17 protein-coding genes are annotated in these 19,788 nt (G+C 69.1%); 8 read left to right on the forward strand and 9 right to left on the reverse strand.

Annotation, left to right across the window (positions count from 1 at the left end):
* Window positions 1–24 precede the first annotated feature (24 nt).
* Both pdeM and ASD21_RS13000 read left to right on the forward strand, forming a co-directional pair.
* Window positions 25–729 carry a ligase-associated DNA damage response endonuclease PdeM gene (gene pdeM / locus ASD21_RS12995; protein ID WP_056442412.1) on the forward strand — a complete coding sequence of 235 codons (705 nt, stop codon included), beginning with the start codon at window positions 25–27 and terminating at the stop codon, window positions 727–729.
* Between the two features lie 135 nt (window positions 730–864).
* Entirely contained in the window at window positions 865–1,332 is a 468-nt protein-coding gene (locus ASD21_RS13000) for a hypothetical protein (protein ID WP_056441634.1), read from the forward strand.
* Between the two features lie 8 nt (window positions 1,333–1,340).
* Here the strand turns inward: ASD21_RS13000 and ASD21_RS13005 are convergent, their stop codons facing one another.
* Window positions 1,341–1,820, reverse strand: a complete 480-nt coding sequence (locus tag ASD21_RS13005; RefSeq protein WP_056441637.1) for a DUF3429 domain-containing protein — start codon at window positions 1,818–1,820, stop codon at window positions 1,341–1,343.
* A 190-nt stretch (window positions 1,821–2,010) separates the two neighbouring features.
* Window positions 2,011–5,028, reverse strand: a complete 3,018-nt coding sequence (locus ASD21_RS13010; protein WP_056441639.1) for an SEL1-like repeat protein — start codon at window positions 5,026–5,028, stop codon at window positions 2,011–2,013.
* Between the two features lie 213 nt (window positions 5,029–5,241).
* Between ASD21_RS13010 and ASD21_RS13015 the strand changes: the two genes are divergently transcribed.
* The gene (locus ASD21_RS13015; RefSeq protein ID WP_056441642.1) at window positions 5,242–5,454 is read left to right on the forward strand and encodes a hypothetical protein; all 213 of its coding nucleotides are present in this window, start codon (window positions 5,242–5,244) and stop codon (window positions 5,452–5,454) included.
* On the opposite strand, the gene ASD21_RS13020 is transcribed toward ASD21_RS13015, so the two are convergent.
* On the reverse strand, window positions 5,414–7,087 hold the full coding sequence (locus ASD21_RS13020; protein ID WP_056441645.1) for a GNAT family N-acetyltransferase: 1,674 nt from the start codon (window positions 7,085–7,087) through the stop codon (window positions 5,414–5,416). The two genes, ASD21_RS13015 and ASD21_RS13020, sit on opposite strands and share 41 nt — an antisense overlap.
* Before the next feature lie 212 nt (window positions 7,088–7,299).
* Between ASD21_RS13020 and ASD21_RS13025 the strand changes: the two genes are divergently transcribed.
* From ASD21_RS13025 to ASD21_RS13045, 5 genes are all read left to right on the forward strand, one after another.
* The gene (locus ASD21_RS13025; protein ID WP_056441648.1) at window positions 7,300–8,505 is read left to right on the forward strand and encodes an acyl-CoA dehydrogenase family protein; all 1,206 of its coding nucleotides are present in this window, start codon (window positions 7,300–7,302) and stop codon (window positions 8,503–8,505) included.
* Window positions 8,506–8,509: 4 nt separating this feature from the next.
* Window positions 8,510–9,127, forward strand: a complete 618-nt coding sequence (locus ASD21_RS13030; RefSeq protein ID WP_056441652.1) for a 2-hydroxychromene-2-carboxylate isomerase — start codon at window positions 8,510–8,512, stop codon at window positions 9,125–9,127.
* A 1-nt stretch (window position 9,128) separates the two neighbouring features.
* The gene (locus tag ASD21_RS13035) at window positions 9,129–10,262 is read left to right on the forward strand and encodes an acyl-CoA dehydrogenase family protein (RefSeq protein WP_056441655.1); all 1,134 of its coding nucleotides are present in this window, start codon (window positions 9,129–9,131) and stop codon (window positions 10,260–10,262) included.
* Window positions 10,263–10,717: 455 nt separating this feature from the next.
* Window positions 10,718–11,413, forward strand: a complete 696-nt coding sequence (locus ASD21_RS13040) for a Crp/Fnr family transcriptional regulator (RefSeq protein ID WP_056441659.1) — start codon at window positions 10,718–10,720, stop codon at window positions 11,411–11,413.
* Window positions 11,414–11,454: 41 nt separating this feature from the next.
* Window positions 11,455–11,757 (forward strand): hypothetical protein, encoded by a 303-nt coding sequence (locus ASD21_RS13045; protein ID WP_056441663.1) that lies wholly within the window; start codon window positions 11,455–11,457, stop codon window positions 11,755–11,757.
* A 140-nt stretch (window positions 11,758–11,897) separates the two neighbouring features.
* Here ASD21_RS13045 and pyk read toward each other — a convergent pair whose 3' ends face one another.
* The 6 genes from pyk to zwf form a co-directional block, all read right to left on the reverse strand.
* Window positions 11,898–13,328, reverse strand: coding sequence for a pyruvate kinase (gene pyk / locus ASD21_RS13050; RefSeq protein WP_056441666.1), 1,431 nt, complete (start codon window positions 13,326–13,328; stop codon window positions 11,898–11,900).
* Window positions 13,329–13,585: 257 nt separating this feature from the next.
* Complete coding sequence (locus ASD21_RS13055) at window positions 13,586–14,605, reverse strand: LacI family DNA-binding transcriptional regulator (protein WP_056441669.1); 1,020 nt, start codon at window positions 14,603–14,605, stop codon at window positions 13,586–13,588.
* Window positions 14,606–14,737: 132 nt separating this feature from the next.
* Window positions 14,738–15,727: a glucokinase gene (glk, locus tag ASD21_RS13060; protein WP_056442415.1), complete on the reverse strand. Its 990-nt coding sequence runs from the start codon at window positions 15,725–15,727 to the stop codon at window positions 14,738–14,740.
* Between the two features lie 13 nt (window positions 15,728–15,740).
* Entirely contained in the window at window positions 15,741–17,552 is a 1,812-nt protein-coding gene (gene edd / locus ASD21_RS13065) for a phosphogluconate dehydratase (RefSeq protein WP_056441671.1), read from the reverse strand.
* 4 nt (window positions 17,553–17,556) lie between these two features.
* On the reverse strand, window positions 17,557–18,252 hold the full coding sequence (gene pgl, locus ASD21_RS13070) for a 6-phosphogluconolactonase (RefSeq protein ID WP_056441674.1): 696 nt from the start codon (window positions 18,250–18,252) through the stop codon (window positions 17,557–17,559).
* A gap of 1 nt (window position 18,253) precedes the next feature.
* Window positions 18,254–19,717, reverse strand: a complete 1,464-nt coding sequence (gene zwf, locus ASD21_RS13075; protein WP_056441677.1) for a glucose-6-phosphate dehydrogenase — start codon at window positions 19,715–19,717, stop codon at window positions 18,254–18,256.
* Window positions 19,718–19,788 lie beyond the last annotated feature (71 nt).

The raw sequence follows: 19,788 nt of genomic DNA on the forward strand, positions 1-19,788 counted from the left end.
GAGAGTATCCACGACGTGACCAGTCTGGCGTTCCAAATCGGCGACTGCGGCGGCCTGCGGATCGAGATCGCGGGGGCGCGCGCCGTGCTGCGTCACTCCGGAGCCCTGTGGCTGGAAGCCGAGCGCACCATGGTCGTGGCCGACCTGCACTTCGAGAAGGGCAGCAGCTACGCCGCGCGCTTCGGCCAGATGCTGCCGCCCTACGACACGCGCGAGACCCTGGACCGGCTGGAGCGCGAACTGGCGTCGCTGTCGCCCGCGACCCTGGTCTTCCTGGGCGACAGCTTCCACGACGGGGCCGGCGAGGACCGGCTGCCGGAGGAAGACCGGGCCCGGATCGCCGCCCTGGCCGTGGGTCGCCGACTGGTCTGGGCGGTGGGCAATCACGACGAGGACGGCCCCCGCGCCCTGCCCGGCGACGTGGTCGACGAGGCGGCGATCGCCGGTCTGACCTTCCGCCACGAGCCCGTGCCCGGCGCTCAGCCCGGCGAGGTGGCCGGCCACCTGCATCCGGCGGCCCGCGTCACCAGCGGTCGGGCCACCGTGCGGCGGCGCTGTTTCGTCACCGACGGCAGCCGCCTGGTCCTGCCGGCCTTCGGGGCCTTCACCGGCGGACTGAACATCCTGGACCAGGCTTTCGCGCCTCTGTTCGGCGGCCCGGCCCTGGCGGCCGCCTTGGGCCCCCGTCGGGTGCACGCGGTCGGCTGGAAGTCGCTGCGCCCGGACTAGTGACGCGACCTAGATCTTTGTTTTGACGAATTTTCTTCACGCGACCCGGAAGCGGCTTCGCTCGAAAACGCTCCAGACGGATCACCCATCGCGCCCGGGCGTTTGATCCCCGGGACATTGGTAAGGAGAACCGTTATGCGACCGATCCTGATCGGCATCGGCGCCGTTCTAGCCCTGTCGGCTTCACCGCTGGCCGCCGCGGCCGGCGAGGCCCCGGTCAAGACCGTGGCCAAGCTCGACGCCAAGGACCCGAAATACGACACCGAAGCCTGCAAGGCCATTCGCGCCAAGGCGATCGACTACGAGAAGTCCGGCTTGGTCAGCAAGGCCCTCAGCATGGGCGGCAACGCCGTGGTGCCGTTCGCCGGCACGGTGGCCTCGGCCGCCCTGGGCATGCAACAGGGCGCCAAGGAAGAAAAGCTCAGCAAACAGGTCGCCCTGGCCTGCGTGTCCGACCCGCTCAACGAGGAAACGCCGCTGATCAACGCGCCCAAGGCCCCGGAGCCCGCCTCGGTGGTCGTGATCGCCGCGCCTCCGGCCGATGTCACCACGGCCGCGGCGACGGACGCGGCGGCGACGGAAAAGCTGGCCACGGCCCGATAGGGGCGCGTCTAGAGGTGGAGGGCCTGTTCCAAAGCGAAGGCCAGCGAAATGGCCGCGCCGGACGTCAGCAGGGTGCGCAGGCGCGGACGCCAGGCGGGACCGTCATGGTTGGTCACGTCCCACAGCCATTGCAGGATGAAGACCAGCAGGAAGCCGGAAAGCTGCCAGGCGGGCTCGAACTTCAGGCCGCCCAGCAGTAGGCCGAAACCGGCCAGGGGGAACAACAGGGACAGGCCCAGGGTCAGCCAGCGCGGGTTGGGGCGCTCGATCTCGAGGCCGCACCGCACGCCGCCCAGATACGACATCATGGCGCTGGAATAGGCCAGCAGGCTGATCAGCGCGACCTGGCGCATGTCGATGGGGCCGTAGCAGAACAGCGCCGAGCAGAGGACGAAGGGCAGCAACGTGGCCAGGCCGCAAACCCATACGGCCGGAGGTACCGGCACGCGATCCTGCGTGTGATCGGCCGCTGCTGCTTCGAACGCCATGTCTACTCCTTCGGGCGCGAGCTCCGACGCGCGCCCTTCCCCCCGGAAGGGACCGACTATTACCGAGGTCAGCCCATAGGTCCACGAACGATATTTGACCACAGGACACAGCCTGTGGACGAGCATCGCAGTATGCTCACCTAAACGAGCTTTGAAAGCTTGGCTTTGGCGATCGAAACGATCGTCGGGCTCAGCGGGCCCAGGTCGACAGGCGGCTGAGGGTCTCGCCGTCCAGCGCGCCGGATGTCTGGAGATTCTGGTCGCGCTGATAGGCGGCGATGGCCATCTGCAGGGCCGGCGAGGTGACGCCGTCCTGAGGGCCCTGATAGTAGCCCAGCTTGGAGAGCGCCCGCTGAGCGGTGGCCAGGCCGGCGCTGGGCGCGGCGGCCGTGGCGACGGTCTGGACCGGCGTCGCGGCCTGAGAGCGGAAGGCGCTGGCCGAACGCTCGGCGATCCGCTGGCCCTCGGCGGTCAACTGGGCGCGCAGGGCGATGGCCCGGGCGCGCGAGGCGGTGTCGCCCGACCGCGCGGCGATCAGGTACCACTTGTAGGCTTCGGTCGGGTTTTGGCTGACGCCCCAACCGCCTTCATAGAGCTGGGCCAGGTTGAACTGGCTGTCGACCAGGCCCAGGTCCGACGCCTTGCGGAACCAGCTGGCGGCCTTGGTCGAGTTCCGTTCGCCGCCTTCGCCCTTGTAGTAGTACAGGGCCATGTTGTGCATGGCGCGGGCCTCGCCGGCCGTGGCGGCGCGCTCGGTCCAGCGACGGGCCTCGACCAGGTCCTTCTTCACCCCGCCCTCGCCGACCTCGTACATCTTGGCCAGATAGAACTGGGCGCGCGGCAGGCCGAGGTTGGCGGCCTTGCGCAGGCTGTCCAGACCGGTGCGGTCCTTGGCCTCAATGCGGCGCACGCCGTCTTCGTAGAGCGCCTGAGCGTTCTCGGCGGGCGGCGTCGCGACGGCGGCGAGCGCGGCGTCGACGGGAGCCGCTTCCACCGGAGCCGGCGTGGTCAGCGCCACGGCGGCGCGGGCGCCGACCGGGCTGGTGTCGGTTTCGGCGGTGCGGATCTCGCCCGTGGTCTTGTTCGACAGGCCCTGGGCCACGCGGTCCGGCAGCGGGCCAGTGCCTTGGGTCAGGCTCATGATCGCGCCGGCCGAGGCCACGCCCAGGCAGGCGGCGGTCGCCGAAACCATCAGGGCGGTCTTCATCGCGCCCTTCTTGGCCTTCTTCTGGGCGCTCTTGGCGCCGAAGCCGGCGAACAGCGAGGTCCCCGTCTTCTTGTCCTTGGGCTTGTCCTTGCCCTTGGCGTCGCCGGTCAGAGCGGCCTGACGGGCGGCGGCCCGGGCCTGCTCGATCACTTCCCGCGTCGACAGCGGGCGCGACGGCGCGGCGGGCTCTTGCGGGGCGGAAAATTCGGCGGCGGCGAACTCGGGAGCCGAGAAATCGCTGTCGTATTCCGTTTCCGGCTCGAACGCCGTTTCCGGTTCCAGGGCCGAGGTGAAGCCGTCGGCGGCCTCGAAGTCCTCGTCGCCGAATTCGAGCTCGGGCGGCTCGCTGGTCGGGAAGGCCGTGGTTTCGAACGCCGGGGCCTCGAAGGCGGGCCTCTGGAAGGCGGCCGGCGCGGCGGTGCGCGCCGGCGTGGAGGCCTTGGCCGGCATGTAGGCGGCCGGCTGGTCGAAGACGTCCTCGGGCACGGCCTCGCCGCCGAACGAATAGCGCTCGCCGTCGTCGAACGGCGACGGGGCGGGACGCGCGGGCGGCGCGGCGGCGGCGGCGGCGGCCTGCTCGGCCAGGCGGCGCTGGGCCTCGCCCAGCTTGGTGTCGATCTTCTCGCGCGCTTCCTCCAGCAGGCGGGCGGTGCGCTCCTCGCTCTGGCGGATGCGGTCGACCAGTTCCTGCGAGGTGCGCTCGTGGCGCTGGTTCAGGCGGTCGGTGACGCGGGTGACCTGGTCGCCGACGTCGTCGATGGCCAGGGCGTTGCGGCGTTCGGCGTTGCTGATCCGCTCGGCCAGCTTCTCGGTGATCCGGGCGATTTCCGTGCCCAGCTTCTCGAGGGCCTGGGCCTGGACGCTGTCGGCGCGGTTCAGCTTCTGGTCGATGCTGGCGGCGACCTGCGCGATGGCGGCGGTGTTGCGGGCGTCCGAGGTCTGGACGCGGCGGTTCAGGGCGTCGGCCATGCCGACCACTTCACGGCCCATGTGCTCGATGGCCTTGGCCGAGCGCTGCTCGGCGGCCTGCACGTGGGCGGTCATCTCGCCGAGCTTTTGCTCCATGCGGTCGAAGCGGCCGTCGGCGGATTGGCGCAGCTTGGTCGCCATCTCCAGGCGGGCGGCTTCCATGCGCTGGGTCAGGCTGCCGGTCAGGTCGTCCAGACGCTTCTGGATACCCTCGCCCGGATTGCTGCTCTCGACGGTCTGAAGACGGCCGTCCAGGGCGCTGAACGAGGTGTTCAGGGCCTGCAGGGCCTCGGCGGTGCGGGCTTCGGCGGCTTCCAGGCGCTGACCCAGACGGGCCACGACCTCTTCGACCAGGGCCGAGGGATCGCCGGCCCCGACGCCGGCCTGGTTGTCCAGGCGCTGTTCCAGATGGGCGAGGGTCTCGCGGGTGCGGGCTTCGCCTTCATAGAGGTGCCCGGCGACCTTGCCCAAGGCCCCTTCCAGGGCCCGAAGCGCTTCGGCCGAGCGCGGGCCGACGGCTTCGGCTTCGATGCGGCGCAGCCGCTCGGCGGCGCGGGTCTGGTCGGTCTTGATCTCGTCCACCACGCCCTCGAAGCGGGCGGCCACGGCGACCTGCTCGCGCTCGGCGGCGACCAGGCGCTGGAGGGCGCCGCGCACGGATTCGTCGATGCCGTTGATGGCCTGGGCCGAACGCTTCTCGGCCGCCTCGATGCGGTCGGTCAGGCGGTCCAGGGCGACGGCCACGCGGCCGACCTCGTCGGCGGGATGCTCACGGGCTTCGATGCGCGACGGCGCGCCGCCGCGGTCGGTCTCGTAATAGGAAGGTTTGGCGCCGTCGTTGTTGACCGCCAGGGAGGGACGGCTGGGTTCGCCGAAGGCTTCCAGGGCCGAGACGTCGAAACCCTCGCCCTCGATGATCATGCGGTTGAGCCATTCGCCCAGCGTCATGCCGGAGCGACGCGCGAGATCCTTAGCGACCTCCCGTGCCTTGGGGTCGATCCCCTTAACGCTCCATGGCGCCGCGGCCGTCATCCGAATCGTTCCCTATGCACCTGGGAACCAACGCTAGTCACCGATTCCTAGCGTGTAAACGCGACCACCACCGCTACATATAGTTATGGTCAAGATAAACTGTGGATGGTTAACAGGCACACCTTCTCAACGTGTGTACCTAAGATTCGGCTGCACGTGGTTAACGCGCGTTAACGATTTGCATGGCCGATTGTCGCAGGCCATGAGAGGCGAATGGACCTTCCAACCACCATTGTCGTCGCCGTCGCCGCCCTGCTGTTCGCCGTGTTCTGCGGCTGGCGCGGAGCCCGTCCGATCAATGTTTTAAAGGGTCCGCGCATGATGCCGTGGCGTCCGTTGATGGTGGCCGGCGCCGTCGTGGCCCTGCTGATGGCGGCCCATATCCTCAATCTGCTGGGGATGAAGACGGGCGACCCGCGCTACTAGGTCGCGGCCTTTTCGTCAGGCCGGAGACGCCGCCGGACGAGAGCAGACCGATGTCCGCAAGCAAAAAGGGTATGGCCCACTTGTGAGGCGCGGCAATGTAGCGCGGCTGCCAGACCGGGTCGTACTTGTCCTTGTACCGCCGCACGCCCTGGAAATTGTAGATTTCCTCGCCGCGCTCGTAGAGCAGGCGGCCCACGCGCGACATGATCGGGGCCAGCGGGCGATCGTCCAGGCCGGCCAGCGGGGCCACGCCGAACTCGAACGCCTGGTAGCCCTGCTCCTTGCCCCAGCCCAAGAGCTCGACGAACAGGTAGTCCATGACGTTCTTGGGCGCGTCGTCGGAGTAGCGCATCAGGTCCATCGAGAACGAGACCTTGCTCGCCGTGGTCCACAGGGTGGCGAACGCGACGATCCGGTCCTCGACCCGCACCAGCGCCACCGGGAACTCGGCCACGTAGCGCTCGTCGAAGCCGCCCATCGAGAAGCTCTTCTCGCCGCCGGCGTGGTGGGCCAGCCAGGCGTCGGAGATCGCCTTGAGCGCGGGCATGATCGTATGGACCTGGTCGGCCGGCAGGACCTCGAACGCCGCCCCCCCCTCCCCGGCCTTTCGCCAGTTGCGGCGCAGGACCTCGCGGCGACGGCCGGCCAGGGAGAAGGCCTCCAGCGGGACGGCGGCGCTTTCGCCGGTCTTCTGGATCGCCAGCCCCAGATCGACGCTGTCGGGCAGGTCGGCAGGGCCCAGGGCGTAGAAGCCGGCGCGGGCGGCGTGGGCGTCGGCCAGTTCGCGGAACCGCCAGAACAGCTCCATGCGCTCGTCGTCGCGGCCGACCGGCGGCCCCATGGCGATCCACGAGCGGCCGCGCACGCCGAACATCAGGAAGCTCTCGCCCGAGGCCGAGAACAGGAAGCGCTTGTCGCCCAGCAGGGCCAGGTTCGACGGCGGCTCGGCGTTCTCGGCCTTGGCCAGGATGGCGCGCACGCGGTCGAATTCCGGGTCGGTGTCATCGACAACGGGGGGGGTGGCGGGGGTCGAGATCAGCCGCCAGACGCCGATGGCCATCAGCACGATGGCGGCGGCGGCCGACGAGCGGATGGCGCGGGCCACTTCCCGGTCGCCGATGGTCTTCATCACCGACTGGTCGGCGTATTCGGTGTGGGCGAAGGTCCACCAGCCGCACAGGGCCACTCCGATCAGGGCCGCCGCGGCCGACAGCAGCCAGCCGGGCGTGATCTCCATCCGCGACAGGGCCGCCTTGCGCGGGAAGGCCTCATGGAACGGCAGCATGGCCAGCATGATCGCCGACAGGATGACGGTCTCTTCCCAGTTCAGCCCCTTGAACAGCGCCAGGATCGCCCCGCCCGCCAGGGTGAACAGCGCCGCCCACCAGGCCGCGTCCAGGCGCGCGCGCAGGCCGAAGGCCAGCAGGATCAGGACCAGGCCCAGGATGGACGAGACGAAGTGGCTGACCTCGATCAGGGGTCCAGGCGCGACGGCCAGCCAGATCGCGAAGCGGGTCGGCTCGGACGGCGTCGCGCCCGAGGCCAGCAGCAGGATCCCGGCGCAGGCCGCCAGGATGGCCGACAGCGTCGGCGCGACGGCGAGGACGGCTGGTCTCAGTTGCGGCGCGGACATCAAGACCCCTGATCGGCGAATCCCAGCGGGACACGTCATCGCCGTCTTCTATAGCGCGCCTGCCCCGCCAAGGTCGCCCATCGCATGACGAACACCTGTTTGAATAGGCTTGCCCCCGTCGTTTCATGGCGTAGTCTGCCGGCCGACGCGGGAAGCCCTGAGAACGACGGCGCCGCGAAAAGACAAAGACGGGCGAGCTAGGGAGAACGGCCATGGCGGATTTCGGCGGCGGCGATCTGGAGACTTTCCGGGCCGAGACGCGCGCTTGGCTTGAACGAAGCTACCCCTCGTCGCTGAACGCCCCGATGGGCGAGGACGACGCGCCCTGGGGCGGCAAGAAATTCAAGTGGAAGAGCCCCGACGCCAAACTATGGCTGGACCGCATGGCCGAGCGCGGCTGGACCGCCCCGATGTGGCCCAAGGAATACGGCGGCGGCGGCCTGTCCAAGGCCCAGAACAAGGTGCTGGAGCAGGAGCTGCGCCGCCTCAAGGCCCGCCCCCCCCTGATGAGCTTCGGCATCTGGATGCTGGGCCCGGTGCTGCTGGAATACGCCACCGAGGAACAGAAGAAGCGCTTCCTGCCGGAAATCGTCCGCGGCGAGACCCGCTGGTGCCAGGGCTATAGCGAGCCGGGCGCGGGCTCCGACCTCGCCTCCCTGCAGACCAAGTGCGAAGACAAGGGCGACCACTGGCTGATCAACGGTCAGAAGGTGTGGACCAGCTACGCCGACCAGGCCGACTGGATCTTCTGCCTGGTGCGCACCGACACCACCAAGAAGCACGAGGGCATCTCGTTCGTGCTGTTCGACATGACCTCGCCCGGCGTCGAGGCCCGGCCGATCAAGCTGATCAGCGGCTCCTCGCCGTTCTGCGAGACCTTCTTCGACAATGTGAAGGTCCCCAAGGAGCAGCTGGTCGGCAAGGTCAACGGCGGCTGGGACATCGCCAAGCGCCTCCTCCAGTACGAGCGCCAGAACATCTCGGCCTCGGGCTTCGGCGGCGGCGGCGGGCTGGACGTGGTCGAGGCGGCCAAGGCGGAGATCGGGGTCGACGCCCTGGGCCGCCTGGCCGACGGCGACCTGCGGGCCCGCATCGCCCATCACCGCATGGACGCCCACGCCTTCATGCTGACCGTGCGCCGCGCCGAGGCCGAGTCCAAGACCGGCTCGGGCCCCAGCGCCGCCGTGTCGATCATCAAGTACGCCGCCGCCAAGATGAACCAGGAGCGCACCGAGCTGCTGGTCGAGGCCCTGGGCCTGCAGGGCCTGGGCTGGGAGGGCGAAGGCTTCAGCAAGGACGAGCTGGCCGCGCCGCGCGCCATGCTGCGCGCCAAGGGCAACTCGATCGAGGGGGGCACCAGCGAGGTTAACCTCAACGTCGTCGCCAAGCGTGTCCTCGGACTGCTGGACCATCAGTAGTCCGATGCTCGAGTTCTGGTACGAGTTCGGCAGCACCTACAGCTACCCCGCCGCCATGCGCATCGAGCGCCTGGCGCAGCAGGCGGGCGTGGCCGTGGCCTGGCGGCCGTTCCTGCTGGGACCGTTGATGCACGAGCAGCAGGGGTTGAACGACAGCCCGTTCAACGCCTTCCCGATCAAAGGTGACTACATGTGGCGCGACCTGCAACGGGTCTGCGACATGGAAGGCCTGCCGCTGGTCCATCCCAGCCAGTTCCCGCGCAACGGGCTTCTCGCGGCCCGCGTGGCGATCGTCGGCCTGGAGGACGGCTGGACCCCGGCCTTCAGCCGCGCGGTCTACACGGCCAATTTCGTCGACGACCAGGACATCTCGAAAGCCGAGGTGCTGGCCCCGCTGATCGCCTCGGTCGGCGCCGGGCCTGACGCGGTGCTGGCCGCCGCCGCGACCGATCCCATCAAGACCCGCCTGAAGGACCATGTCCGCCAGGCCCAGGAGCGCGGCCTGTTCGGCGCGCCCTCCTTCGTCACCGCCGACGGCGAGCTCTTCTGGGGCAACGACCGTCTCGAACAGGCCCTCGACTGGGCCGTCCGCCATCAAAACCACGAGCTGGAGCAAGCCTGACATGGCCGTCCTGACCGAAGAACAGACCATGCTGCGCGACGCGGCCAAAGGCTGGACGCAGGACAGCGCCCCGGTCGGCGCGCTGCGCAAGCTGCGCGACGGCGGCTCCAGGCAGAGCTTCGATCCGGCAACCTGGAGCGAGATGGGCGCCATGGGCTGGGCCGGGGTGATCGTGCCCGAGGACTTCGACGGCTCGGCCTTCGGCTACCTGGGCCTGGGGCTGATCCTGGAGGAGACCGGCCGCAACCTGGTGGCTTCCCCCCTGCTCTCCACCGCCCTGGTCGCCGCCTCCGCCCTGGTCCTGGGCGGTTCGGACGCCCAGAAGGCCGCCTGGCTGCCGAGGATCGCCACCGGCGAGGCGGTCGGGGCCCTGGCGGTCGACGAGGGCTCGCATCACGCGCCGCTGAACACGGCGCTGTCGGCGACGGCGTCCGGCGGCGGCTTCGTCCTGAACGGGACCAAGACCTTCGTGCTCGACGGCGAGGCCGCCGACCTGCTGGTCGTCGCCGCCCGCACCTCGGGCGCGGCGGGCGACAGCGACGGGATCACCCTGTTCCTCGTGGCCGGCGACGCCAAGGGCGTGACCCGGACCCACCTGTCCCTGGTCGACAGCCGCGGCGCGGCCAAGATCACCTTCGACAACGTCCAGCTCGGCGCCGACGCGGTGCTCGGCGAGGTCGGCAAGGGTTGGGCGATCCTGGAGCCGGTGCTGGACCGCGCGTATGCCGGTCTCGCCGCCGAGATGCTGGGCACGGCCACCGCAGCCTTCGAGATCACCTTGGACTACATCAAGACCCGCACCCAGTTCGGCCAGGTCATCGGCACGTTCCAGGCCCTGCAGCACCGCGCGGCCAAGCTGTTCACCGACCTGGAGACCACCCGCTCGTGCGTCGAGGCCGCCCTCGAAGCGGCGGACGCGGGCGGCGACACCCGGCTGCTAGCCTCCCTGGCCAAGGCCAAGGCGTCCGAGGTGCTGCACCTGGCCTCCAACGAGATGGTCCAGATGCATGGCGGCATCGGCATGACCGACGCCCACGACGCCGGCCTCTACATGAAGCGCGCCCGCGTGGCCGAGGCCCTGTTCGGCTCGGCCTCGTTCCATCGTGACCGCTACGCCGGGCTGTCGGGTTTCTGATCCCGCCAGCTGCTTCTCGCTGTCCCGGAAAAGCGCGCGGCGCGCCGATCCGGGATGACGGCGGCGGGGCGACCTTCACCCTAGGAACCGCCCTCGCCCAGGCCGACTCCCCTTCCCTCGCGCGAGGAGGAAGAGCCGTCGCGAGCGCCGATCGCGCCGAAGGACCAGGTCAGGCTGGGCCAGGCGCCGACCCGCTCAGCGCCACGGAAGAAACCGCCGCTTCCGACATTGCCTGACGAAAGTTCAAGCAGGATGCACCTCGCAGACATAGTCGCGACCGCATCAACTATTCCTGTAATGTCGGGTTTCCGACGCAGTTAATAGCGCTCTTTGAGCCCCGACAAGTGTCCTGCACTTGTGTCGACTACTCGACAGCACCCCGTCGTATTCCAACCTATAGCTTCAAATCCTACCGCATATCGGTGATCGATTCGAACGACGGGACCGCCGCACCCTTGAAAAATCGCCTGCTCGTCGCCCTGCCGTCCGAGGATTTCGGGCTGATCTCGCCGCATCTCACCCATCATGAGCTGGAGAAGGGTCGTCACCTGTATGACCCGGGCGATCAGATCGACCTCGTCTACTTCCCGCACGACTGCGTCATCTCGCTGATGACGTTGATGGAGAACGGCGCGGCGATCGAGTCGGCGCCGGTCGGCCGCGAAGGCGCCCTGGGCCTGATGTCCGCGGTGGCGCCGCGCCAGTCGCTGGTGCGGGCCATCGTCCAGGCGCCCGGCTTCGCCTCGCGGATCAGCGCCTCGGCCCTGCACGACGCCTGGACCCGCAGCCCCGCCCTGCGCGACTTGGTCGACCGCCACAACGAGGCTCTGTTCGGCCACGCGATCCAGTCGGTGGCCTGCAACGCCCTGCACGGGGTCGAGGCCCGCTTCTGCCGCTGGCTGCTGTCGTGCCGCGACCGCATCGACGGCGACACCATCAACCTGACCCAGGAATTCCTGGCCGACATGCTGGGCGTCCAGCGCACCACGGTCACGGCCGTGGCCGGATCGCTGCAGGCCAAGGGCCTGATCCGCTATCGACGCGGCGTCGTCGACATCCTCGACCGCGCCGGCCTCGAGGCCATCACCTGCGAGTGCTACGCCGCCGTGCGGCGCGGCTACGAGCGCCTGCTGCCGCTTCCGTTCGGCTGAAGCCTTCCTATCTCCAACGGCGTGTTGGAGAGGAGGCCCGCATGATCGTCCGAAATTGGCATGGCCGAGCGCCGGCGGCCCTGAGCGACCGCTACCTGACCCTGATGCGCGAAGTGGCCCTGCCCGACTACAAGTCGACGCCCGGCAATCTCGGCGCCTGGTGCCTGACCCGGCGCGAGGGCGAGATCACGCACTTCGAGATGCTGACCTTCTGGACCGATCTGGACGCCATCAAGCGTTTCGCCGGCGAGGATTTCGAGCGCGCCAAGTACTACGACTTCGACGCCGAGTTCCTGATCGAGAAGGAACCGTTCGTGCGCCACTACGAGGCGGTGAGCGAATAAACAGTCCGCTCTTCCCGGCGAATGCCGGGATCCAGATCCCATAGCGGAGAGGTTGATTGGAAGAGCTCGGTGCTCCTGGCGTCAGCCCCACGGTCCTTCCATCTGGGTCCCGGCCTTCGCCGGGATGAGCGGCCTTGCTGTTACCGCTTGCGGGCCGGGAACGGCGCGTGGGCCAGGCGCAGGAGATTGGCGGCGCCGGGGGCGCCGAACGGCGTGCCGGCGACGATCAGCAGGCGCTCGCCGGGCCCGACCAGGTCCAGCTCGACGGCTTTGGCGACGGCGTCGGAGGTGACCACCTCCAGGCTGTCGGGCTGACCGCTGACACGGGCCTCCACGCCCCAGACCAGGCACATGCGGCGCACGGCCTCGATGCGCGGCGACAGGGCCAGCACCGGCTGCAGCGGCCGCTCGCGCGCCAGGCGGCGGGCGGTGGCGCCCGTGGTGGTGAAGGCCACCAGGCACCGGGTCGAGCCGGCCTTGGCGGCCTGGGCGGCGGCGACCACCAGAACGTCGGCGTCCTCGTCGTCGTGCGGCTGCTCGGCCTGCATCAGCTCGGGCCAGCGCGGATCGCGCTCCACCCGCTCGATGATGCGGTTCATCATCGCCACGGACTCTTCGGGATAGTCGCCGGCCGCGCTTTCGGCCGACAGCATGACCGCGTCCGCGCCCTCGTAGACGGCGTTGGCGACGTCCGAGGCCTCGGCCCGGGTCGGGGTCGGCGAGGTGGTCATCGACTCCAGCATCTGGGTGGCGACGATCACCGGGATGCCGCGTTCGCGGGCGGCGCGCAGGATGACCTTCTGGGCCACCGGCACCTCTTCCGGGGCCATCTCGACGCCCAGGTCGCCGCGAGCCACCATCACGCCGTCGCAGAGGTCGAGGATCGGACCCAGCACTTTCAGCGCCTGGGGCTTCTCGATCTTGGCCAGCACGGCGGCGCGGCCTTCGACGATGCGACGCAGCTCGGCCATGTCTTCCGGCGCCTGCACGAACGACAGCGCGATCCAGTCGACGCCCAGGCGCAGGGCGAAGGCCAGGTCCTCGCGGTCCTTCGGCGTCAAGGGCGACATCGGGATCACCACGTCCGGCACGGCCACGCCCTTGCGTTCCGACAGCTTGCCGCCGTTGACGACCGTGGTGTTGGCGTAGCCGGGGCCGGCGTCGGTCACCGTCATCCGCAGCTTGCCGTCGTCCAGCAGCAGCGTCGCGCCGGGCCGCATGGCCACCAGGATTTCGGGGTGCGGCAGGTGCACCCGGGTCTCGTCGCCCGGCGTGGGATCACTGTCGAACCGGAAGGCCTGGCCGGCCTTCAGCGACACCGGGCCGTCGGCGAACTTGCCCACGCGCAGCTTGGGACCCTGGAGGTCGGCCAGGATGCCCAGCGGCCGGTCGACCACCTTTTCCGCCGCGCGAATGGCCTCGTAGGCGGCCGCGTGGTTGTGGTGGCTGCCGTGGCTGAAGTTCAGGCGGAAGACGTCCGCCCCGGCCTTGGCCAGGGTGACGATCATCTCCGGCGAGCTGCTGGCCGGGCCGATGGTGGCGACAATGCGGGAGCGGCGCGCGCGGATCATGAACCTGCTCCGGAGAGGCTAGAAAATGCTGCAATGCGGCGGGAAATACCGCAGAGCCGAAAGGATTTGCTTTGGGCGAACGTCATTCTCGAATTTCGCGCCTGACAACGTTGTCTAGCGGTCCAAGCCCGGATTCGCCATTGCTGACTTAGCGTCAACTCCAAGGGCTTTCCACCTCCATAAGAAAATATGGGGGACGGCGTCCTTGAAGAGTTCAACGCGCGAGGCGCGACCCGGGTCGCGTCGGAGAGCCCGAGCTAGGCGACCGGGCCGGTGGACTCGCGGACCACCAGCTCGAAATCCAGCAGACGCGAGGGCGGCGGCGCATCACCCTCGGCCCGGGTCGCGCCGGTCAGCAGCAGGTCGGCGGCGGCGGCGGCCATGGCCTGGATCGGCTGGCGCACGGTGGTCAGCTGCGGCCAGACGACCTTGGCGCCGGGCGTGTCGTCGAAGCCCGCCACCGACAGGGTCTGGGGCACCTCGAGGCGCAGGCGGTTGGCCACCGCCATCACGCCCAGGGCCATGTCGTCGTTGGAGGCGAAGATCGCCGTGGGGCGGTCGGGGCGGTCCAGCAGCCGTTCGGCCGCCTCGAAGCCCGAGCGGAACGAGAACCAGCCCTGCTCGACATGCTCCTCGCGCACGGCGTGGCCGTGCTCGGTCATCGCCGCCACATAGCCCTCGTAGCGCAGGTGCGAGGCGCCGTGTTCGGGGTGGCCCTTGATGAAGCCGATGTCGGTGTGGCCCAGACCGATCAGGTGAGCGGTCATCTCGTAGGCGGCGCGCACGTCGTCCATGCGCACATGGGCCGAGCGGTCCAGGTCCTGGTCGGGCGACAGCCGCACATAGGGCACGCCCTCGGCTTCCAGCACGTCCAGCACCGCGACATTGTCGCAGACCGGCGGGGTCAGGATCACCCCGTCCATGCGCAGGGTGTGCAGCATCGGCTCCACCTGGGCCGCCACGTCGCCGGTCGAGTCCAGCGGCTCGACGATCAGGTGGTAGCCTTCCTCGCGGCAGCGGGCGATCGCGCCCAGCTGTACGTCGGTGACATAGGCCGGGCTCGGATTGTCGAAGAACACGCCGATCAGATAGGCCTTCGAACCGGCCAGGCTGCGGGCCGAGATGTTGGGCCGATAGTTCAGGGCCGCGACGGCTTCCTGCACCCGGGTGCGGGTGTCGTTCTTCACGTTCGGCTCGCGATTCAGCACCCGCGAAACGGTCTTGATCGATACGCCCGACAGGCGGGCGACCTCGTGGATCGTAACCTTGGAACTCAAGACGGCCTCGCGAAGCGTCGGAAAATCGACAAGCGACGCAATAAAGGCATGACAGCCTTGTCAAGGCGAGCCCACTTCGCGCGGAAAACTCGCCTTGAACGACCGGAAACGACCCCTGTCGGCCTGAAAGCCCTACGAAATGGCCGCTTTTCCGTCCGGCGTCATGGCCACGGCCGCGCCGATCAGGGCGGTGTGGGGGTTCATCACCACGTGGGTGGGGATCGCCTTGGTGTAGTCGCTAAGCCGGCCCTTCGACTCGAATCGGCTGCGGAACTCGCTCTTTTCCAGCAGGTCGACGATGCGGGGCCCGATGCCGCCGGCGATGAACACCCCGCCCCGGGCGCCCAGGGCCAAGGCCAGGTCGCCGGCCGCCGAGCCGAGGATGGCGCAGAACCGGTCGATCGTGACCTTGCAGCAGGCGTCGCCGGCCACGCCGTGCTCGGTGATCTCCTTGGCGGTCAGCTCGTCGGCCTTGCGGCCCTCGACCTCGGCCAGGGCCATGTGCAGGTCCTCCATGCCGGGGCCCGACAGGATCCGCTCGATCGAGCAGCGGCCGAACCGGTTCATCAGAATACGGAGGACCTCGATCTCGACCTCGTCGAACGGCGCGAAGGCGATATGGCCGCCCTCGGTGGTCAGGGGCGTCTCGACCCCGTGCCGGCGCACCATGCCCGCCGCGCCGAAGCCGGTGCCCGGACCGAGGATCGCCACGTCGCCCTCGCCCGAGGTCTGCAGCGGACCGATCTGGCGCAGGTCCTTGGGGGCCAGGCGCGGAGCGGCCAGGGCCTGGGCGGTGAAGTCGTTGATCAGCCTGGCCGTGCGGAAGCCGCCCGCCCGGCGCAGGCTGTCCTCCGACAGCTTCCAGTCGCTGTTGGTGAAATGCACCGTGCCGTGCTCGATCGGGCCGGCGACGGCCACCACCGCTTGGTCGGGATGCTTGAGGCCCATCTTGGCCAGGTAGTGTTCGATGGCGTCCTCGGCCGTGCCGTAGTCCTCGCCCTTGTACGAGGTCGGTTCGATCAGCCGGGGATCGGCCCCATCGAAATCGACCAGGGCGAACCGCGCGTTGGTTCCGCCGATATCGCCGACCAGGCCAAGCCCGATGGAGTTCAAGCCGCTCATCTTCGTCTTCATCCTAAGCAAACAGCACGGAGCCGCCGTGGTCGGCCGCGCCGACCCCCGCCCGCATCCAGCCGAACAGTTCCCGCCCATAGCCCGGCTTGGACGCCGGAGTCTTCGCCGGCGTGCGAGCGCGCAGAACCGCCTCGTCCACCAGGATCTTCAATTCGCCCGTATGGGCATTGAGGGAGATCACATCGCCGTCCTGAACATAGGCCAGGGCGCCGCCCTTGGCGGCTTCCGGGGTGAGATGGATCGCCGCCGGGGTCTTGCCCGAGGCGCCGGACATCCGCCCGTCGGTGACCAGGGCCACCTTGAAGCCGCGGTCCAGCAGCACCGAGATCGACGGCGACAGATTGTGCAGCTCGGGCATGCCGTTGGCCGACGGGCCCTGGAAGCGCACCACCACCACCACGTCGCGGTCCAGTTCGCCGCGCTTGAAGGCGGCGATGAAGTCTTCCTGTTCCTGGAACACGGCCGCCGGGGCGGTGATCACCTGGTGCTCGGGCTTTACGGCCGAGACCTTGATCACGCCGCGCCCCAAGTTGCCGGTCAGCAGGCGCAGGCCGCCTTCCGGGCTGAACGGGTCGGAGGCGGGGCGCAGGATGTTCAGATCCAGCGACTGGTCCGCGCCCTCGCGCCAGGTCAGCTCGCCGTCGACCAGGATCGGCTCCTGGGTGTAGCGCGACAGACCGGGGCCGGCGACGGTCAGCACGTCCTCGTGGGCCAGGCCGGCCTTGAGCAGCTCCTTGACCACGAAGTGGATGCCGCCGGCGGCGTGGAACTGGTTCACGTCGGCCGAGCCGTTCGGATAGACCTTGGCCAGCAGGGGCGTGGCCTTGGAGATGTCGTCCAGGTCTTCCAGGGTCAGGATGATGCCGGCCGCGTGGGCCATGGCCACCAGGTGCAGGGCCAGATTGGTCGAGCCGCCGGTGGCCATCAGGCCGACCACGCCGTTGACCACGGCCTTCTCGTCGATCACCCGGCCGACCGGGATCCAGTCGTTGCCCTTGTGGGTGATGGCGGCCACGCGCTTGGCGGCTTCCTTCACGAGGGCGGTGCGCAGCGGCGTGTGCGGATGGACGAAGGCCGAGCCCGGCAGGTGCAGGCCCATCAGCTCCATCAGCATCTGATTGGTGTTGGCCGTGCCGTAGAAGGTGCAGGTGCCGGGGCCGTGGTAGCTGGCGCTCTCGGCGGCCAGCAGTTCCTCGCGGCCGACCTTGCCCTCGGCGTAGAGGGCGCGGATCCGGGCCTTTTCCGAATTGGGCAGGCCCGAGGTCATCGGCCCGGCCGGCACGAACATCGCCGGCAGATGGCTGAAGGTCAGGGCGCCGATCAGCAGGCCCGGCACGATCTTGTCGCAGACGCCCAGATACAGCGCCGCGTCGAAGGCGTCGTGGGTCAGGGCGATGCCCGTGGCCATGGCGATCACGTCGCGCGAGAACAGCGACAGCTCCATGCCCGGACGGCCCTGGGTGACGCCGTCGCACATGGCCGGCACGCCGCCGGCGAACTGGGCGGTGGCCCCGACCTCGCGCGCGGCGTCCTTGATCAGCGCCGGATACTCTTCGAGCGGCTGGTGGGCCGACAGCATGTCGTTATAGGCCGAGACGATGCCCAGGTTGGGAGCGTTGACGTCCAGGGCGCGGACCTTGTCCACCGCCGGCGAGGCGGCGAAGGCGTGGGCCCAATTGGCGCAGCTGAGCTTGGCGCGGCCCGGCTGGGCGGCCGCGGCCGCGTCGAGATTGGCCAGATAGGTCGCGCGGCTTTCGCGGCTGCGTTCGATGATCCGAGCCGTGACTTGGGCGATAACAGGGTTCAAGGCCATAGGACTACTCCGCCCAGAGGATACGGACCGGGGCGCGGTCCTGGTTCAGGATGGCGGCGATCGGCAGGCTGGGATCAACCGGCCCTGCCAGCAGGGCCTTCTTCGCCTCGCCGGTGACCAGCAGGACGATCAGCGACGACTGGATCAACGCCTGGAAGGTCAGGCTGATCCGGGGCAGGTCCGGGGCGGGCTCGCCGGCCGGGGCCGCCACCACCGTCCGGTCGGTCTTGGGATCCAGCCCGACGGCCAGCGCCGGATTGCCCGGGAACAGCGACGCGAAGTGGCCGTCGGCGCCGACGCCCAGCAGCACCACGCCGAACGGCAGGGCCCGGGCCACGCCCGCCTGGGCCAGATCGGCCGATTCCTGCTGGCTGACGCCCTCGAAATACAGCGGGGCGAAGCTGGCCTTGGCCGCCTGGCCGACCAGCAGGTGGCGGCGCACGAGTCCCTCGTTGCTGCCATCGTGCGACGGCGGCACGAAGCGGTCGTCGCTCAGGGTGACCACGACCTTGTCCCAGGGAACGGTCATGGCGGCGAGGCGGTCGTAGACCGGCGCCGGAGTGGTGCCGCCCGTGGCGGCGAAACCCGCCTGGCCGCGCTTGGCCACGCCATCGGTCAGGGCCGCGGCCACGACCGAGGCGGCGGCGTCGTACAGCGCTTCCCGGGTGGCGAAGGCCTCGATCTTGGGGAGGGACGCCATGCTATTCGTTCCAAGCCCGGCCCTGCGGCGCGATCAGCGCCGTGGCGCCGTGCGGACCCCAGGTGCCGGCGGCGTAGGGCGCGGGCTCGATCTTGGCCTCGGCCCAGGCGGCCGAGACGCCGTCCACGAACTGCCAGGCCTGCTCGACCTCGTCGCGCCGCACGAACAGGGTGCGATCGCCGCGGAACACGTCCAGCAGCAGCTTCTCGTAGGCGATCCGCCGACGGCTGCCCGGCGCGGCCATGTTCAGCGACAGCGGCAGGGCCTGCAGGCGCATGCCCTCTTCCGAGAGCGCCGGCCGCCGGGTCATCACGGTCAGGGAGATGTCTTCCTGGGGCTGCAGATAGATCACCAGCCGGTTGGCCTTGAGCTCATGCTTGGTGGCCGCGCCGAAGATGTTGTGCGGGGTCGCCTTGAACTGCACGACGATCTGGGTGCGACGGTCCGGCAGGTTCTTGCCGGTGCGCAGGAAGAACGGCACGCCGGCCCAGCGCCAGTTGTCGATGTCGACCTTCAAGGCCACGAAGGTCTCGGTCCTGGAGGGCTTGCCCACCTCTTCCAGATAGCCCTCGCGGGCCGTGCCCTCGACCACCCCGGCCACGTACTGCCCCCGCACGGTGTCGTGGGCGACATTGGCCTTGGTGAAGGGCCGCAAGGATCGCAGCACCTTGACCTTCTCGTCGCGCATCGCGTCGGGATCGAAGCCCGACGGCGGCTCCATGGCCACAAGGCACAGCAGCTGCAGCAGATGGTTCTGCAGCATGTCGCGCAGCGCGCCGTACTCGTCGTAATAGGGCCAGCGCTCGCCGACCTTCTCGGTCTCGGCGATGGTGATCTGCACGTGGTCGATGTGCTTGTTGTCCCACAGGGGCTCGAACAGCACGTTGGCGAAGCGCAGGGCGGTCAGGTTCTGGACCGTCTCCTTGCCCAGATAATGGTCGATGCGGAAGATCTGGCTCTCGCTGACCACGGCGCCGACGGCGGCGTTGGTGGCCCGCGAGCTTTCCAGGTCGCGGCCGATCGGCTTTTCCAGCACCAGGCGGGTGCGCGGACCGGTCAGGCCGGCCGACTGCAGGGCGTTGCAGACCGGCCCGTAGAGGCTGGGCGACAGGGCGAAATAGACGACGAGATCGCCGTGATCGCCGATCTTCTCGGCCAGCTTGGCCGCGCCCTTTTCCGTGGTGATGTCGACGGACAGGTAATCGATCCGGGCCGCCAGGCGATTCCAGGCCGAGTCGTCGATGTTGACGCGCTTGCACAGGTGTTCGAGGACCAGCGCCTCGTAGCGCTTCTCGTCATAGTCATGACGCGCCAGGCTGATGATCCGCAGGTCGTGCGGCAGCAGACGATCGACCTCGAGAAAGTACAGCGAAGGCAGCAGCATGCGCAGGGCCAGGTCGCCCGCGCCACCCAGCAGGACCAGCACTTCCCGGCCGGTCTGATCGGCTTTCGTCTCTTTGGTCAATGTTTCCACCCTATGACAACGTTGTCATGACACGCCCGTCGGAGCAATGCAAGCGGCCCTCAAAACGTCGG

The organism is Caulobacter sp. Root1455, assembly GCF_001426905.1.
In the GTDB taxonomy this organism is placed as follows: domain Bacteria; phylum Pseudomonadota; class Alphaproteobacteria; order Caulobacterales; family Caulobacteraceae; genus Caulobacter.

What these genes read in the sequence shown, in the direction of transcription:
- ASD21_RS13000 (WP_056441634.1), top strand. Translation starts at nt 865, where the DNA reads ATGCGACCGATCCTGATCGGCATCGGCGCCGTTCTAGCCCTGTCGGCT.
- ASD21_RS13005 (WP_056441637.1), bottom strand. Translation starts at nt 1,820, where the DNA reads ATGGCGTTCGAAGCAGCAGCGGCCGATCACACGCAGGATCGCGTGCCG.
- ASD21_RS13010 (WP_056441639.1), bottom strand. Translation starts at nt 5,028, where the DNA reads ATGACGGCCGCGGCGCCATGGAGCGTTAAGGGGATCGACCCCAAGGCA.
- ASD21_RS13015 (WP_056441642.1), top strand. Translation starts at nt 5,242, where the DNA reads ATGGACCTTCCAACCACCATTGTCGTCGCCGTCGCCGCCCTGCTGTTC.
- ASD21_RS13020 (WP_056441645.1), bottom strand. Translation starts at nt 7,087, where the DNA reads ATGTCCGCGCCGCAACTGAGACCAGCCGTCCTCGCCGTCGCGCCGACG.
- ASD21_RS13025 (WP_056441648.1), top strand. Translation starts at nt 7,300, where the DNA reads ATGGCGGATTTCGGCGGCGGCGATCTGGAGACTTTCCGGGCCGAGACG.
- ASD21_RS13030 (WP_056441652.1), top strand. Translation starts at nt 8,510, where the DNA reads ATGCTCGAGTTCTGGTACGAGTTCGGCAGCACCTACAGCTACCCCGCC.
- ASD21_RS13035 (WP_056441655.1), top strand. Translation starts at nt 9,129, where the DNA reads ATGGCCGTCCTGACCGAAGAACAGACCATGCTGCGCGACGCGGCCAAA.
- ASD21_RS13045 (WP_056441663.1), top strand. Translation starts at nt 11,455, where the DNA reads ATGATCGTCCGAAATTGGCATGGCCGAGCGCCGGCGGCCCTGAGCGAC.
- pyk (WP_056441666.1), bottom strand. Translation starts at nt 13,328, where the DNA reads ATGATCCGCGCGCGCCGCTCCCGCATTGTCGCCACCATCGGCCCGGCC.
- glk (WP_056442415.1), bottom strand. Translation starts at nt 15,727, where the DNA reads ATGAGCGGCTTGAACTCCATCGGGCTTGGCCTGGTCGGCGATATCGGC.
- edd (WP_056441671.1), bottom strand. Translation starts at nt 17,552, where the DNA reads ATGGCCTTGAACCCTGTTATCGCCCAAGTCACGGCTCGGATCATCGAA.
- pgl (WP_056441674.1), bottom strand. Translation starts at nt 18,252, where the DNA reads ATGGCGTCCCTCCCCAAGATCGAGGCCTTCGCCACCCGGGAAGCGCTG.